This window comes from Brachybacterium sp. p3-SID1565 (genome assembly GCF_025143785.1).
Taxonomy (GTDB): domain Bacteria; phylum Actinomycetota; class Actinomycetes; order Actinomycetales; family Dermabacteraceae; genus Brachybacterium; species Brachybacterium epidermidis.
On sequence record NZ_JAMBDS010000013.1, the window covers coordinates 26,965 to 42,787 of the forward strand.

Genomic DNA, 15,823 nt, shown 5'->3' on the forward strand with positions numbered 1-15,823 from the left:
CGCCCCTCACTGCGGGGCGCTCACCCTGAGGAGGAGGACCACGATGACTCAGCCCACCAACGACGGCCGCAGCGGCCCCCTGCCCCCCGCAGGCATGCGCCATGCCGATGCCGACCGCGAGCTCCGCGAGGACCTCGACGGCCGCGACCCCGACAGCCGTGATGCCGACGGTCGCCGCGCCGGTGACCGCGACCTGCTGGGCCGTGAGGACGACCGCCTCGACGGCCGCTCCTCGGCGGAGCGCGACGAGGCGGAGCGGTACGGACAGGACCGTGACACCTCACCCCGCGCCGATCGGGACCGGGACCTCGACGATCGCGATCTCGGCGACCGCGACCGCGACGGTCGCGATCGCGGTGACGTCGAGCGCGGTGTGGACCGCGATGCGACCATCGATCCTGACTACGACGTCGAGGACGATCCCAACGTGATCTCCCTGGCCGAGCAGGAGGGGTCCAGGAACGAGGACGGCTCCGCGAGCCGCCAGCGCCAGGCCGAGGAGCGCCTGGCCGAGGGCTACGAGACGGATCGTGATCGGGACGGCGACGGGGATCGCGACCGAGACCACCGCGATGACGACGGCCTGCTCGACCGCGACCGTGATCGCCGCGACGGCGGGGTGCTGGACCGCGACGCCGACGGCAGCCGTCGTGACGACGGCGGCGTCCTGGGTCGGGACGACGACCACCACGACAAGGACGGCCTGCTCGACCGCGACCGGGATCGTCGTGACGGCGGACTGCTCGACGACGACCGTCGGGACGGCGGCCTCGGCGGCGTGGACTCGCGCGGGGGCGCCCATCGCGCCGACGGCCCTGCCAGGGACGGCAACCCCGGCCCTGACGACGGCCTGCTGGGCAGCGACCGCGACACCCGCCGGGATGATGGCCTGGGTCGCGACGGCGACGTACCGCGCAGCGATCCGCGCCGCGAGGACGGCCTGATGGACGGCAACGATCACGGCGAGACCCTTCGCTGAGACCTCGCATGCCCTTTCGAGGGCCCTGCACCGCCCGGTGCAGGGCCCTCGGCCCGTCTCAGGCCGAGGGAGCCACCTCCACGATCGCCTGCACACCGGCGTGGTCGCTCGCATGCACCCCGTCGATCACGTGGTCGTGGGCGGCATAGGCGTGAACCCCCAGCCCACGGGCCATGATCCAGTCGATGCGCTGCCCGCCGGGCACCGCGGGACCGTAGTCGGTGTAGGTGCCGATGTCCTCGCCGGCGATGTGCTCGGCCGCGTCATGCGTGTCGACGAACCCGGCATCCCTCAGGCGTCGCCAAGGGACGGAGTCCCCCGCGGGGGCGTTGAAGTCCCCGATCAGCACGATCGGTGCCGCATCCCCGGCCACCTCGCGCAGCTTGTTGGCGATGAGCCCGGCACTCTCCGCTCGCGCCAGTTCCCCGGCGTGATCCAGGTGCGTCACGGCCAGCACCAGCTCTGCATCCGCAGCATGGTCCCGCACGCGGGCCCACACCGCGACGCGGGTGATGTGGGCGTCCCAGCCCACCGATCCGATGGTCGCCGGGGTCGGGGATAGCCAGAACTGGTCCCAGTCCTGCACCTCGAAGCGGTCCCGCCGCAGGTGGAGCAGGCAGTGCTCACCTCGCGCCCCGCCCTCGCGACCGAACCCCAGACGCAGGTGCGTGGAGCCCAGCGCCTCCTCGAGCACCGGGAGCTGGGGCCAGGTCACCTCCTGGGTGCCCACGACGTCGGCATCGGCACGACGCAGAAGATCGCGCAGCACCGGAGCCCGGTCGCCCCAGTGATCCGCCTGGCCCGGAGCCGTCTGCGGATGCTGCATGCGGATGTTCTGGGTGAGCACGGACAGGGCAGCGGCGTGAGGCGATGCAAGGAGCATGCCTCCAGCATGCCCGACGCCGGTTCCGCAACGCACGCGGACGGCATCGCACGCGGTCTGCATCGCACGCGGTCGGCACTGCGGCATCCGCTCGTGCACGGCGCCGGCCGAGGAGCACCCACAGGCAGCGAAAAACCCCGGCTCCCTTCCGGGAACCGGGGCTTCTCGCGGTCGCTCGGGCGAGGCGATCAGCCGCGGGGGCTGATCACATCATGCCGCCCATGCCTCCCATGCCGCCCATGTCGTCGCCACCGGCGGGAGCCTTGACGGGCTCCGGCTTGTCGGCCACGACGGCCTCGGTGGTGAGGAACAGGCCGGCGATGGAGGCGGCGTTCTGCAGAGCGGAGCGGGTGACCTTCACCGGGTCGAGGATGCCGGCAGCCAGCAGGTCCTCGTACTCGCCGGTGGCGGCGTTCAGGCCCTCGCCCACGGGCAGGCTCTTGACCTTCTCGGCCACGACGCCGCCCTCGAGACCGGCGTTGATCGCGATCTGCTTGAGGGGGGCCTCCACGGCCACCTTCACGATGTTGGCACCGGTGGCCTCGTCACCCTCGAGGGTGAGCTTGTCGAAGGTGTCCTTGCCGGCCTGCAGCAGGGCCACGCCGCCACCGGCGACGACACCCTCCTCCACAGCAGCCTTGGCGTTGCGCACGGCATCCTCGATGCGGTGCTTGCGCTCCTTCAGCTCCACCTCGGTGGCGGCACCGGCCTTGATGACGGCCACGCCGCCGGCCAGCTTCGCCAGGCGCTCCTGGAGCTTCTCGCGGTCGTAGTCGGAGTCCGAACCCTCGATCTGGGTGCGGATCTGCTTGACCCGACCGGCGATGCGCTCGGCATCGCCCGCGCCCTCGACGATGGTGGTCTCGTCCTTGGTGACGACGACCTTGCGGGCCTGGCCCAGCAGCTCGAGACCGGCGGTCTCCAGCTTGAGGCCGACCTCCTCGGAGATAACCTGGCCACCGGTGAGGATGGCCATGTCCTCCAGCATCGCCTTGCGGCGGTCGCCGAAGCCGGGGGCCTTGACGGCCACGGACTTGAAGGAGCCGCGCAGCTTGTTGACCACCAGCACCGCCAGGGCCTCGCCCTCGACGTCCTCGGCGATGATCGCCAGCGGCTTGCCGGACTGGATGACCTTCTCCAGCAGCGGCAGCAGGTCCTTGACGGTGGAGATCTTCGAGCTGATCAGCAGGATGTACGGATCCTCGAGCACGGTCTCCTGGCGCTCGGCGTCGGTGACGAAGTAGGGCGAGATGTAGCCCTTGTCGAACCGCATGCCCTCGGTGAGCTCCAGCTCGAGGCCCATGGTGTTGGACTCCTCGACCGTGATCACACCCTCCTTGCCGACCTTGTCCAGCGCCTCGGCGATGAGCTCGCCGATGGCCGGGTCGGCCGCGGAGATGGCGGCGGTGTTTGCGATCTGCTCCTTGGTGTCGACCTCCTTGGCCTGCGACAGCAGGGTCTCGGAGACGGCCGCGACGGCCTTGTCGATGCCGCGCTTCAGAGCGATGGGGTTGGCGCCGGCGGCGACGTTGCGCAGGCCCTCCTTGACCAGGGCCTGGGCCAGGACGGTGGCGGTGGTGGTGCCGTCGCCCGCGATGTCGTCGGTCTTCTTGGCGACCTCCTTGACGAGCTCCGCGCCGATCTTCTCGTACGGGTCGTCGAGTTCGATCTCCTTGGCGATGGAGACGCCGTCGTTGGTGATGGTGGGGGCGCCCCAGGACTTCTCGAGCACGACGTTGCGGCCCTTGGGGCCGAGGGTGACCTTGACGGCGTCAGCGAGCTGGTTCATTCCCCGCTCGAGACCGCGCCGGGCCTCCTCGTCGTAAGAGATGAGCTTGGCCATGTGTGGAATCTCTCCCGTGTGGTGTGGTGTCCACCCGACCCTGTGCCCGCGACGGACGAGACCCGCAGCCGTGTTCATGTCCCACGGCCCCGGGCCCCTCACGGGGCCGGAATGTTCGTGGTCGGCGGGCGCGAGCGCCCCCGATCAGGCCTTCGCCGGCCGCGGATCCGTGCCTCGGGAGGCGCTGTCACTCACGGCCGGTGAGTGCCAGCTCATCATAAGCACTCTCGACCCGAGAGTGCTAACTCTCGACCCAGGGCCGAGGCCGGCACATCGGGGAACAGTCGATCAGCGACCGCTCGATCAGCCGTCGTTCCCGCCCTCACCCTCCTGGCCTCCGCTTCCCGGCTCGGTCACGGCGACGAAGGTGATGCGCGATTCGTACTCGTCGCTCTGTCGGGCCTCACCGGCACCGACCTCCTGGGCCAGGGCCTGGGCGGTCTCGGCATCGGCCTCGTCGCGGTAGAACACCACCGGTTCCTGCTGCACGTTGTCGGCGGTGCCGATGCTCACCTGCTCCCAGCCGGAGCCCTCGAGGGAGTCGCGCCAGGCGCCGGCCATCCCATTGATGCCGCCGGCGTTGATGACCATCACCGGGATGGAGCGATCGGGTTCGGGGGCCGGGGCCTCCTCCTCGCCCTCGGCGCCCTCCTCCTCCGCAGGAGCCTCCTCGGTGGTCTCCGATGCGGCGGGCGAGGTGGGGTCGCTCGCGCGGTCGTCGCCGTCCCTGCCCATGCCTCCGATCAGGAACAGCAGCACCAGCAGCGTCACGAAGGCCGCCGCGATGATGACGAGGTAGATGAGGTTCTGACGCCAGAACGGCTCCTCGGCGCGGTGCGCACCGTGGAACGTCGCGGCATCGGCCTCGTCGTCGAATCGATCGGGCGGGTACGGGTACTGGGTATCGGCCACGGGCCTATTAAACCCGTTCGGACCGGCAGGGGGTGGGAGCACACGCCTGCTCAGGCCACCCTGTGGTCCGGAGCTGCGGTGGAGAGGTCGTCGGCCGAGGTGCGCCGGTCCCGCAGGCGGTTCACCAGGGCAGGGGCGGCGCGCAGTGCTGCCGGGTCGTCCAGCAGGGCGTTCAGCCGCACGTAGTAGGCGGTGCGGGACATGGCCAGCTGCTCGCGGATCACGCGCTCCTTGGTGCCCACGAAGCGGAAGGTGCGCGACTCCAGTTCGAGGATGCGCCGGTCCCGCTCGGACAGCTCCTCCCCTGCGCCCTCAGGGCGGGACGGGTGATCGGAGTGCGCATCGGCGGGGGGCATGGGTGGAGCGTACGCGGGCGGCGGCTCGCTCCCGCAGCGGCGCGCCGGGCCTCGTCGAACCCCGTGGTGGGACACGCATCACCGCTCCGGCCAGCATGGAACACTGTCGCCATGCCGAAGCCGCTCGCCCAGATCATCGCTCCCGACTGGGCCGAGGCCCTCTCCCCCGCCGAGCAGCGGATCCATGCCCTAGGTGACTTCCTGCGCGAGGAGGCCGCCTCCGGTCGCGGGTACCTGCCCCAAGGCGAGCACGTGCTGAGGGCCTTCACCCGTCCTCTCGCCGAGGTGAAGGTGCTGATCGTGGGGCAGGACCCGTACCCCACTCCCGGGCATCCCATCGGGCTCTCGTTCGCCGTCGAGGAGCACGTGCGTCCCCTGCCCCGCAGCCTTGCGAACATCTACTCCGAGCTGCAGGCGGATCTGGGCATCCCGCCCGCCGCGCACGGTGACCTCACCGCCTGGCAGGAGCAGGGGGTGCTGCTGCTGAACCGGGTGCTCACCGTGAGGCCCGGCTCCCCCGGGTCGCACCGCCGGCGCGGCTGGGAGGAGATCACCGAGCTCGCGATCCGTGCACTGGTGGCCCGCGGCGGGCCCCTGGTGGCGCTGCTGTGGGGGAAGGACGCCCAGTCCCTGGTGCCGATGCTGGGAGCGGTCCCCTACGTCGCGAGCCCCCACCCAAGCCCCCTGTCGGCCTCCCGCGGGTTCTTCGGTTCCAGGCCGTTCTCGCGGGTCAACGAACTGCTGGCCCAGCAGGGCGGCCAGCAGATCGACTGGCAGATTCCGCCGACCGACAGCGGCACGGCAAGCACGGACCGCGACCTCAGTCCAAGCGGCCGAAGCGCTCCAGGTTCGCCTCCTGCCCGGCGACGATCAACTGATCACCTGGGTTGAACGTGGTCTGCAGGGAGACGTACTCCCAGTCCCGCCCGGCCGGGCAGCGGGCGATCAGGCGCACATCGAAGCGTTCCGCGATGCGGGCATCGGCCGCGGTGCGGTGCAGCAGACGGTTGGGGACGGGGAACAGGCCCATGGCGAACCCCCGCCCGTAGGTCACCCATTCCTCGGCCCGATCCGCGATCCGGTGCGCGACCCGTTGCCCGGTCTCATGCTGGGGTTTGATCACGTGGGCCACCCCGAGCTGGTCGAGGATCTGCGCGTGGTCGGCCGATTCGGCCTTCGCCCAGAGGTCCTCGACTCCTGCCCGCAGGAGGTGGGAGCACGCCAGCACGCTGGCTTCCAGGCGGCCGCCGACCGCGACGACCACCCGGTCGGCATCGCGCACCCCGAGCTGGGAGTGCACCTCTTCGCGGGTGATGTCCGCCCGCACCACATGGGTGAGACGCCCGTCGTGGTCCTGCACCACGGTCTCATCCTGGTCGACCCCCAGGACTTCGACCCCCAGGCGCGTCAGTTCGACCGCGAGAGCGGAGCCGAACCGGCCAAGCCCCAGCACCACGACACTGCGCACATGGTGCTCCTCATCCTTCGGATCGCGGCGGGACAGCAGGGTTCGATGGGCCGATGGCGTTCGATTAGCCAATGAGGGGTCGCTCCTTCGGTGGTTCGTACAGCAGGGGCCGAGGCCGTAGTGCCAGGGCGGTGCCCAGGGAGATGGGGCCCACCCGCCCCACGAACATGAGCAGGGCGAGGATCAGGCAGGACGCATCGCTGAGCTGCGGGGTGATCCCGGTGGACAGGCCGGTGGTGGAGATCGCCGAGGCCACCTCGAACAGCACCCGGTCGAGGGGGTGGTCCTCCAGGGCCATCAGCGCGGCGGTGGCCCCCAGCAGCATGATCGACATCAGCCCCACCACGGTCACCACCTGCCGGTTCACCCCCTGCGGGAGCCTCTTGCCAAAGGCGATGACGTGGCTGTCGCCGCGCAGTTCGCTGCGGATGGTGAGCACCAGGATCAGCACCGTGGTGATCTTCAGACCGCCGGCGGTCCCGGCGGGGCCACCGCCGATGAGCATGAGGATGACGGTGCTCAACCAGGTCTCCTCCCGCATCGCGCCCACGTCCACCGAGTTGAACCCGGCCGTGCGGCTGAACACCGAGTGCAGCAGGGCGTTGAGCACCTTCTGCGGCCAGTCCATCGGCCCGAGGGTGCCGGGGTTGGAGTGCTCGGTCAGCAGTGTGGTCACCAGCCCGGCCAGCAGCAGGATAGGGGTGCCGGTGAGCACGAGTTTCGTGGTCAGCGTCCAGTGCCGGGGGCCGTGCCGTCGTCGCAGCAATTCGGCGATCACGGGGAAGCCGAGCCCCCCGGCCACCACGGCCGCGGCGAGCGTCAGCGCCACCAGGGGATCGTCGGCATACCGGATCAGACTGTCACTGTGCGGGGAGAACCCGGCGTTGTTGAACGCGGAGACCGCGTGGAAGACGGCACTGCCCGCCGCTGGCAGCACGGGAAGCCCGTCACGCAGGGCGAAGGCGGTGAACAGGATCGCGGCCACCACCAGTTCGATGAGGAGGGAGGTGACCACGATGCCTCGCACCACCGCGCCCGCGTCGCCCAGTTCGGCATGGATCTCCTTGCCCGCGGTCACCCGTGCGCGCAGGCCCAACCGACGCATCGTCACCAGTCCCAGGAGAGTGGCCAGGGTCATCACCCCGGTTCCCCCGATCTGGATCAGCAGCAGGATCACCACCTGCCCGAAGGTCGTCCAATGGGCGGGGTCCAGCACCACCAGGCCCGTCACCGACATCGCCGAGACCGCCGTGAACAAGCTGTCCACCAGACCGGTCCAGGTTCCATCAGCGGAAGAGACCGGGAGCATCAGAAGAGCGGTCCCGCCCATCAGTACGGCCCCGGCCCCGGCGACCGCGATGCGGGCGGGGGAACTGCCGGGCCTTGCGAGAACCGCGTGTGGCACGGCCTGAACCTACCACCGGACGGGGCCGCCGCCCACCACCGCCTCCACTACGCTGGGGCCTGCCGCGCAGACGATCGAAGGAGCAGGCTATGGCCCTGAACGCCACCCAGTTCTCGCCGCAGGGACCGGGCGTCGACTACGACCCCCACTGGTACCGAAAGGCCGTGTTCTACGAGGTGCTGGTGCGCGCCTTCGCGGACGGCAACGGCGATGGCACCGGTGATTTCAGCGGCCTGATCGATCGCCTCGACTACCTGCAGTGGCTGGGCATCGACTGCCTGTGGCTGCCGCCGTTCTTCGCCTCCCCCCTGCGCGACGGCGGGTACGACATCTCCGACTACGAGGCCGTGCTGCCCGAGTTCGGCTCGATCACGGACTTCGAGCGCCTGGTCTCCGAGGCGCACCGTCGCGGCATCCGCGTGATCATCGACCTGCCGCTGAACCACACCTCCGACAAGCACCCCTGGTTCCTGGAGTCACGCTCGGACCCGGAGGGCCCCTTCGGCGACTTCTACGTGTGGTCCGACACCGACGAGAAGTACCAGGAAGCGCGGATCATCTTCGTGGACACCGAGGAGTCGAACTGGACCTTCGACCCGGTGCGCCGCCAGTTCTTCTGGCACCGCTTCTTCTCCCACCAGCCGGATCTCAACTTCGAGAACCCCAAGGTGCGCGAGGCCGTGCTCGACGTGGTGCGCTTCTGGCTGGACAAGGGGATCGACGGGTTCCGCGCCGACGCCATCCCCTACCTGTTCGAGGAGGAGGGGACCGACGGGGAGAACCTGCCGGCCACCCACGACTTCCTGGCGGAGCTGCGGGCGTTCGTGGACGAGCACTGGCCGGGCAAGGTGATCATCGCCGAGGCCAACCAGTGGCCCCAGGACGTGGTGGAGTACTTCGGTACCGAGGACCGGCCCGAGTGCCACATGTGCTTCCACTTCCCGGTGATGCCGCGCATCTTCTACGCGCTGCGGGAGGGCTCGGCCCGCCACATCATCGACATCATGGCCGACACCCCGGAGATCCCCCCCGGCGCCCAGTGGGGCACGTTCCTGCGCAATCACGACGAGCTCACCCTGGAGATGGTCTCCCCCGAGGACCGCTCGGCGATGCTCGGCTGGTACGCCCCCGATTCGCGCATGCGGGCCAACATCGGCATCCGTCGCCGCCTGGCGCCGCTGCTGGACAACTCCCGCTCCGAGCTGGAGCTGATCCACGCCCTGCTGCTGTCCCTGCCCGGCTCCCCCTTCCTCTACTACGGTGACGAAATCGGCATGGGGGACAACATCTGGCTGGAGGACCGCGATGCGGTGCGCACGCCGATGCAGTGGACCCCGGACCGCAACGCCGGGTTCAGCGAGATCACCGATCCGGGCAAGCTGTACCTGCCGGTGATCCAGTCGCTGGTGTACCACTACTCCACCACCAACGTGGAGGCGGAGATGGCCCACTCCGGCTCGCTGCTGCACTTCGTGCGGTGGATGCTGGCGGTGCGGCGGGAGCACGAGGCCTTCGGCATGGGTGCCTACCGGAACATTCCCGCGGACTCGGACCGGGTGCTGGCCTTCACCCGCACCTACGACGGCGCCGAGTACGGCGAGGAGGCGGACTCCCACGCCGAGACCCTGCTGTGCGTGTTCAACCTGTCCTCGCAGCCGGTGACCGCGACCCTCGATCTGGGCGGCCTTGCCCGCCGCACTGTGCGCGACCTGTTCGGAGGCCATGAGTTCCCTGCCGTGAGCGAGGACGGCACCCTCACGATCATGCTGGGCTCGCACGGCTACTACTGGCTGAAGGTGCGACCGCTCTCCCCCGAGGGTGAGCCGATGACCACCACCACCGCCATGCCGGTGATCAGTGACGAGGACGCCACCAACGCCATCTGAACGCAGCACCCGGTAGAGCTGCTTGCCTGCTCAGAACAGTGCGCTGCGAGCTGGAGGGAGGCGCCTCCCGCGCCTGGGAGGAGCCTCGGTGGCCTCCGCCCGGCATATGGTTGACTAACCCAGTGAACTATCTGGGCCTCGACGCCATCGACCTGGCAGCAGTGGATTCCACCCTGGAGCGGTTCGTGCGCACACAGCAGGACTGCGGCCAGGGAGCCGGCGATCACGGGCGTTCCCTGTGGGAAGAGGTCCTCACCCACACGCGCAGTGGGAAGCGCCTGCGCTCACGCCTGGTGGTGCTGGCCGCGCACGTCGGTGAGCGCGGGCCGTCTGCTGCGACGGCCGATGCGGTGGCCGCGGTCGCCGCCGTGTACGGGCTGCTGCACGCGGCGTTCATCCTGCACGACGACGTGATCGACCGCGACGACATGCGCTACGGGCGTCCCTCCCTGCACGCCTCGCACGCCGCGGGCGCGCGTTCGCGCGGAATGTCCGGAGAGTCAGCCATCCACCGGGGGTACTCCCGCAGCATCCTGGCCGGCGATCTGGCCCTGGCCGCCGCGTACCGTCTGCTGCTGGCCGGCACGGCTGAGGTGCAGGCCCCCGAGCGGGAGCAGCTCCAGCGGATCCTGCACGACACGGTGGTGACCACCACCCTGGGCGAGCTGCTGGACGTGGAGCTGGCCCTCGCTCCGGCAGGTGGCGATGCCGGCCCCGCCGACCTGCGCAGCGAGGCGCTGCGCACCGCCGAGCTGAAGACCGCCGTGTACACGTTCCAGGCACCGCTGATGTCCGGTGCTCTGCTGGCGGGTCTTGAGACCGAGCAGGTCCAGGCCGTCGGGCGGATCGGCACCCAGCTGGGCATGGCCTACCAGCTCGAGGACGACGTGCAGGGAGTGTTCGGCGACCAGGAGAGCACCGGCAAACCCGTGGGCGGTGACCTTCGTGAGGGCAAGCACACCTACCTCATGGCCTCCGCACTGATGTCTCCTCAAGCGGCGGAGGTGCGCGAGCTGCTGGCCCGCTCGGCCGTCGCCACCGATGCAGATCTGGCCGGCATCACCGTGTCCATGCGGGAGCTGCTCACACGGTGCGGGGCCCTGGATGCGACGAGCGAGCAGATCCGGCGGCACGCCCATCAGGCACAGCAGCACATCGGACCGGCGCAGCTCCCCGATCCACTGGGCAGCACACTGCGCCGCCTCGCCGAGGAGATCGGAGCGCCCAGGTGATCCAGCAGCCTCCCGTGCCCCATCCCCAGGCGGCCCTCGACGCCCGCGCATACACCGCTGCGGCCGTGCGTGCGGCGGACCGGGTGATCGATGCGTACTCCACCAGCTTCGGCTCCTCCACCCGGCTGCTGGGCACCCCGGTGCGGGGCCGGGTGCGCTCCGTCTACGCACTGGTGCGGGTGGCCGACGAGATCGTCGACGGCGCCGCCGAGGGGTGCGGGCTGGAACCGGATGCCATCGCCGCAGCACTGGATGACTACGAGACGCGCACCGAACAGGCACTGGCCAGCGGGTTCAGCAGCGATCTGGTGGTGCACGCCTTCGCTCGCACCGCCCGCGCCTGCGGCATCGGCTCTGAACTGACCCGCCCGTTCTTCGCCTCCATGCGCGCGGACCTCACCGTCAGCGAGCACGATCCCTTCTCCTTCGCGCAGTACGTGTACGGCAGCGCGGAGGTGGTGGGGCTCATGTGCCTGCACGTGTTCACCACCGACCGCTCCCCCGTGCCCGTCGCCCCCTCCCCGGCGCTGCTCGAGGGCGCCCGACGCCTCGGCGCGGCCTTCCAGAAGGTGAACTTCCTGCGGGATCTGCGGGCAGACGCGGTGGGTCGCGGACGCAGCTACTTCCCCGGAGTGGACCCGGCCACCCTCACCGACCAGCAGAAGGATGAGCTGCTGATCGACATCCAGGCGGACCTCGCCGCAGCCCGGGAGGCGATCGTGCTGCTGCCGGATTCCAGTCGCACCGCGGTGCGCGCGGTCCACGACCTGTTCGCCGCTCTCACCGACCGCCTGGCCGCGACCGACGCCGAGGAGCTGCGGACGGGGCGGGTGCGCATCCCCGACGCCCAGAAGGCCGCGATCATCGCGCGGGCCGCTCTGCAGGAGCGGGGCCGTGGCCTGCGAGCGCGCAGGCCCGACGGGAGGAATCGCTGATGGCACGGGTGATCGTGATCGGTGCGGGGATCGCGGGGCTCGCCACCGCGGCCCTGCTGGCGCGGGACGGCCACCGGGTGACGGTGCTCGAGGCCCGGGATCAGCTGGGCGGTCGGGCCGGCCGCCTCAGGCGAGAGGGCTTCGTGTTCGACACCGGGCCGTCCTGGTACCTGATGCCGGAGTGCTTCGAGCACTTCTTCGAGCTCCTGGGGGAGCGCATCGAGGACCACCTGGAGCTGGTGGACCTCGATCCGGCGTACCGGGTGTACGGCGAGGGGCACGCCGAGCCGCTGGACGTGCGCTCGGACCGGGCCGCGGCGGTGGCACTGTTCGAGCAGGTCGAGCCCGGGGCGGGCAGGCGCCTGGAGCGGTACCTGGACTCCGCGCGGCACACCTATGAGCTGGCCACCCGGTCCTTCCTGTACACCACCTTCTCGGGGGTGCCGCTGGGCACCGCCCTGCGCTCCCTACCGCATCTGCCGAAGCTGGGCCGGCTGCTGCTGGAGTCCCTGCATTCCCTGGTGAGCCGTACGGTCCAGGACACCCGGCTGCGGCAGATCCTGGGCTACCCGGCGGTGTTCCTGGCGGCCACGCCGCGCACCGCGCCCAGCCTGTACCACCTGATGAGCGCGATGGACCTGGAGGACGGTGTGAAGTACCCCCAAGGGGGGTTCCACCGCATCATCGAGGTGATCGCCGACCTCGCCCGTGCCGAAGGGGCCCAGATCCGCACCGGCGCGGAGGTCACCGCCATCCGCACCACCGCACCGCGCGGGCTGCCGGGCCTCAGTCGCGCCCGCGCCACCGGAGTCACGGTGCGCACCGCCGCCGGCATCGAGCAGATCGATGCGGACGTGGTGGTCTCCGCCGCGGATCTGCACCACACCGAGACCCGTCTGCTCCCGCAGGAGCTGGCCACCTATCCGCAGCGGTACTGGGATGGCCGCACCAGCGGACCCGGTGCCGTGCTGGCGCTGCTGGGCGTGGAGGGCGCGCTCCCGCAGCTGACCCACCACACGCTGCTGTTCACGAAGGACTGGGATCGCAACTTCGCCCAGATCGGGGCCGCGCAGCCCACGGTCCCGGATCCGGCCAGCATCTACGTGTGCCGCAGCTCCGCGACCGACCCCACCAGCGCCCCGGCCGGCAGCGAGAACCTGTTCGTGCTGATCCCCGTCTCCCCCGATGCTCCCACCGGCCGCGGTCTGGGCCGCGGCGGGGCCGACGGCAAAGGCGATGCCGACGTGGAGAGGGCCGTGGACCAGGCGATCGCGCAGATCAACGACTGGGCCGGGGTGCCGGACCTGGCCGATCGGATCGTGGTGCGGCACAGCGTGGGACCCGGCGACTTCGCGACTGACCTGCACTCCTGGCGCGGCAACGCACTGGGCCCTGCGCACACGCTGCGGCAGTCCGCCTTCCTGCGCGGCGCCAACCGCTCCCGCCATGTTCCGAACCTGCTGTACGCCGGTGGCACCACGGTTCCCGGGGTCGGTCTGCCGATGTGCCTGATCAGCGCGGAGAACGTGCTCAAGCGCCTGCGGGGCGACCGCAGCGACGGCCCGCTGCCGCCGTCGGCCCTGCCGCGGATCGCGCCATGATGGAGTTCGTGACCTCCTGGGCCTACCTCGCGGCGATCATCGCATCCAGCGGCTGCATGCTGCTGCTGGACCACCGCTTCCGGCTGTACCTGTTCCGTGACCGGCGGCGCGCGCTGAGAGTGCAGGCGGCTGGGGTGGGGCTGCTGCTGGTGTGGGACCTGGTGTGCATCGCGCTCGGGGTGTTCGCGCGCGGCGAGGGCCCGTATCTCAGCGGCTACGAGATCGTGCCGCACCTGACGATCGAGGAGCCGTTCTTCCTGTGGTTCCTGTGCCACCTGACGATGGTGGTGGCCACGGGTGCCGATCGTCTGCTCTGCGCCCGTGCGGGCGGCAGGGATGGAGCGGCTGCCTCCGGTGCCGGCAGCGCAGGACGGACCGGCGCGGCATGACCTACCTGTACGTGAACCTGGTGGTGATGGCGGTGGCGGCCGTCGCGTCGGCCCTGGCCCTCTCGCACGTGCAGCGGCGGCGCAGACGACGTGTCCTGCTGACCTCGCTGATCGCCTTCACCGTGGTGGCGGTGCTCACCGCGGTGTTCGACACGATCATGATCGCGGTGGGTCTGTTCACCTACGCCCAGGAGCATCTGATCGGCTGGCACATCGGCCTGGCGCCCATCGAGGACTTCTCCTACGTGCTGGTGGTGGCCCTGCTGCTGCCCGCGCTGTGGGCGTTCCTGCGCCGGGACCCTGATCGAGCCGGCCCTTTCCGAGCAGAGCCGGTCGGACATGAGCGAGAAGATCGTGACCCAGCAGAAGGAGGCCTGCGATGAGCGCTCCGGCCCGCAGCGGCAGCCTGCTCTCGTCCCTGCTGCAGACCTCACGCCCGCTGTCCTGGGTGAACACCGCCTACCCGTTCGCAGCGGCCATGCTGCTGACCACCGGACGCATCGACCTGCCGCTGGTGATCGGCACGCTGTTCTTCCTGATCCCCTACAACCTGGCGATGTACGGGATCAACGATGTGTTCGACTACGAGTCCGATCTGCTGAACCCCCGCAAGGGCGGCGTGGAGGGCGCGGTGGTGGACCGCAGCCACCATCGGATGATCCTGGTGGCCTGCATCGTCGCCTGCGTGCCTTTCCTCGTCTACCTGTACGCGGTGGGGACGATCGCCTCCGCGGTGGCGCTTACGGTCACCATGGTCGCGGTCGTGGCGTACAGCGCCGAGGGCCTGCGGTTCAAGGAGGTGCCGTTCCTGGACTCGGCCACTTCGGCCACCCATTTCGTGGGCCCGGCCGTGGTGGGTGCCCTGCTGCCGGACGGCCGCCTGGGTGCCTCGGCAGTGCTGGTGCTGGCGGCGTTCTTCTCCTGGTCGATGGCCAGCCAGGCCTTCGGGGCGGTGCAGGACGTGACCGCAGACCGGGCCGCCGGCCTGGGGTCGATCGCCACGGTGCTGGGTGCGCGGGCGACGGTGCTGGTGTCCATGGGGCTCTACGCCCTGGCCGCGGTGCTGCTGGTGCTTCCGTGGGAGCTGTTCTCCCTGTCAGCGGTGCTGATGCTGCCGTACATCGCCAACATCTGGCCGTTCCGCGCCCTGCCCGATGAGCGCGCGGAGAGGGCCAACGCCGGCTGGCGGCGCTTCCTGTGGCTGAACTACCTCACCGGTTTCCTGGTGACCATGCTGATCATCGCGCAGGTGCGGTGGGGCTGATCAGCCGGCCGCACCTGTCCTGAGCGCCTCCCGCGCGCGATCGTCGGCGATGTGCAGGGCGAGCCACGGGCTGACCACGAAGGGCGCAGCCTGCACCGCAGCGACCAGGTCCTCCCCGGGCAGCCAGCGCTGCTCGGCGACCTCCTCGGGGTTGGGCGCCGGCAACTGCTCCGGCTCCACCTGCAGTCGTACGACGAACACGGGGCAGATCTCGTTCTCGACCACCCCGCTGGCATCGACCGCGCGGTAGCGGAACTCCGGCAGGAGCGGCTCGGGCTCTCCCAGCCACGTCGGATCGATGCACAGCTCCTGGGCGGCGCGCCGGCGGATCGCCTCGGCGGTGGACTCCCCGGGTGCCGGGTGCCCGCACAGCGAGTTCGTCCACACCCCCGGCCAGGTCTTCTTCGACAGGGCGCGGCGGGTCAGCAGCACCCGGCCGTCATCCGCCATCAGGTGCGCGGAGAAGGCCAGGTGAAGCGGGGTCCGGTCGGTGTGCACCTCGGATTTCAGCTCCGTACCCACCGCGGTGCCGTCCTCGTCCAGCAACACCACCCGCTCCGCCCCGCCGGCATCGGCAGTCTGGTCGTCGGTGCTCTCGTGCATCACAGCGGCTCCTGACTTCGCTGACTGGGTCAGCCGAACTGTAGGCCACCGTGCTGGGAACGCCGGG

General features: G+C 70.3%; 16 protein-coding genes and 1 pseudogene. 10 read left to right on the top strand and 7 right to left on the bottom strand.

Translation table 11 applies throughout. The annotated features are described in order from the left end of the window. The first annotated feature begins 43 nt into the window (after positions 1 to 43). Positions 44 to 979, top strand: a complete 936-nt coding sequence (locus M4D54_RS05030) for a hypothetical protein (RefSeq protein ID WP_193866533.1) — start codon at positions 44 to 46, stop codon at positions 977 to 979. Positions 980 to 1,037: 58 nt separating this feature from the next. Here M4D54_RS05030 and M4D54_RS05035 read toward each other — a convergent pair whose 3' ends face one another. The 4 genes from M4D54_RS05035 to M4D54_RS05050 all read right to left on the bottom strand — a co-directional run bounded on the left by M4D54_RS05035 (position 1,038) and on the right by M4D54_RS05050 (position 4,973). Beyond that, positions 1,038 to 1,862 carry an endonuclease/exonuclease/phosphatase family protein gene (locus tag M4D54_RS05035; RefSeq protein ID WP_193866534.1) on the bottom strand — a complete coding sequence of 275 codons (825 nt, stop codon included), beginning with the start codon at positions 1,860 to 1,862 and terminating at the stop codon, positions 1,038 to 1,040. 205 nt (positions 1,863 to 2,067) lie between these two features. Beyond that, complete coding sequence (gene groL / locus M4D54_RS05040; RefSeq protein WP_193866535.1) at positions 2,068 to 3,705, bottom strand: chaperonin GroEL; 1,638 nt, start codon at positions 3,703 to 3,705, stop codon at positions 2,068 to 2,070. A 303-nt stretch (positions 3,706 to 4,008) separates the two neighbouring features. Continuing rightward, on the bottom strand, positions 4,009 to 4,617 hold the full coding sequence (locus tag M4D54_RS05045; protein ID WP_193866536.1) for a LytR C-terminal domain-containing protein: 609 nt from the start codon (positions 4,615 to 4,617) through the stop codon (positions 4,009 to 4,011). 50 nt (positions 4,618 to 4,667) lie between these two features. Further along, entirely contained in the window at positions 4,668 to 4,973 is a 306-nt protein-coding gene (locus M4D54_RS05050) for a DUF3263 domain-containing protein (protein ID WP_193866537.1), read from the bottom strand. A gap of 111 nt (positions 4,974 to 5,084) precedes the next feature. Between M4D54_RS05050 and M4D54_RS05055 the strand changes: the two genes are divergently transcribed. Further along, entirely contained in the window at positions 5,085 to 5,864 is a 780-nt protein-coding gene (locus M4D54_RS05055; protein WP_259890562.1) for a uracil-DNA glycosylase, read from the top strand. Here the strand turns inward: M4D54_RS05055 and M4D54_RS05060 are convergent. Both M4D54_RS05060 and M4D54_RS05065 read right to left on the bottom strand, forming a co-directional pair. Next, positions 5,794 to 6,441, bottom strand: a complete 648-nt coding sequence (locus M4D54_RS05060; RefSeq protein ID WP_193866538.1) for a TrkA family potassium uptake protein — start codon at positions 6,439 to 6,441, stop codon at positions 5,794 to 5,796. The two genes, M4D54_RS05055 and M4D54_RS05060, sit on opposite strands and share 71 nt — an antisense overlap. 64 nt (positions 6,442 to 6,505) lie before the next feature. After that, on the bottom strand, positions 6,506 to 7,708 hold the full coding sequence (locus M4D54_RS05065; RefSeq protein ID WP_193866569.1) for a TrkH family potassium uptake protein: 1,203 nt from the start codon (positions 7,706 to 7,708) through the stop codon (positions 6,506 to 6,508). Between the two features lie 227 nt (positions 7,709 to 7,935). On the opposite strand from M4D54_RS05065, the gene treS reads away from it, so the two are divergent. The 8 genes and pseudogenes from treS to M4D54_RS05100 all read left to right on the top strand — a co-directional run bounded on the left by treS (position 7,936) and on the right by M4D54_RS05100 (position 15,153). Next, complete coding sequence (gene treS / locus M4D54_RS05070) at positions 7,936 to 9,732, top strand: maltose alpha-D-glucosyltransferase (protein WP_259890564.1); 1,797 nt, start codon at positions 7,936 to 7,938, stop codon at positions 9,730 to 9,732. A gap of 122 nt (positions 9,733 to 9,854) precedes the next feature. Further along, entirely contained in the window at positions 9,855 to 10,964 is a 1,110-nt protein-coding gene (locus tag M4D54_RS05075) for a polyprenyl synthetase family protein (protein WP_259890566.1), read from the top strand. Beyond that, entirely contained in the window at positions 10,961 to 11,899 is a 939-nt protein-coding gene (locus M4D54_RS05080; protein ID WP_259890569.1) for a squalene/phytoene synthase family protein, read from the top strand. The genes M4D54_RS05075 and M4D54_RS05080 overlap by 4 nt, the downstream gene beginning before the upstream one ends. Then, positions 11,854 to 11,949: pseudogene (locus M4D54_RS13855) on the top strand (hypothetical protein); the annotation flags it as partial. The gene M4D54_RS05080 and the pseudogene M4D54_RS13855, both read left to right, overlap by 46 nt. Before the next feature lie 6 nt (positions 11,950 to 11,955). Continuing rightward, a complete protein-coding gene (gene crtI / locus M4D54_RS05085; RefSeq protein ID WP_396121473.1) occupies positions 11,956 to 13,500 on the top strand; it encodes a phytoene desaturase family protein in 1,545 nt (514 codons plus the stop codon). Beyond that, positions 13,497 to 13,889 (top strand): lycopene cyclase domain-containing protein, encoded by a 393-nt coding sequence (locus tag M4D54_RS05090; RefSeq protein WP_311199678.1) that lies wholly within the window; start codon positions 13,497 to 13,499, stop codon positions 13,887 to 13,889. The genes crtI and M4D54_RS05090 overlap by 4 nt, the downstream gene beginning before the upstream one ends. Next, on the top strand, positions 13,886 to 14,272 hold the full coding sequence (locus tag M4D54_RS05095) for a lycopene cyclase domain-containing protein (RefSeq protein WP_259890573.1): 387 nt from the start codon (positions 13,886 to 13,888) through the stop codon (positions 14,270 to 14,272). The genes M4D54_RS05090 and M4D54_RS05095 overlap by 4 nt, the downstream gene beginning before the upstream one ends. Continuing rightward, on the top strand, positions 14,269 to 15,153 hold the full coding sequence (locus tag M4D54_RS05100) for a prenyltransferase (RefSeq protein WP_259890575.1): 885 nt from the start codon (positions 14,269 to 14,271) through the stop codon (positions 15,151 to 15,153). The genes M4D54_RS05095 and M4D54_RS05100 overlap by 4 nt, the downstream gene beginning before the upstream one ends. Here M4D54_RS05100 and idi read toward each other — a convergent pair whose 3' ends face one another. Beyond that, positions 15,154 to 15,756: an isopentenyl-diphosphate Delta-isomerase gene (idi, locus tag M4D54_RS05105; RefSeq protein WP_259890576.1), complete on the bottom strand. Its 603-nt coding sequence runs from the start codon at positions 15,754 to 15,756 to the stop codon at positions 15,154 to 15,156. Between the last annotated feature and the right edge of the window lie 67 nt (positions 15,757 to 15,823).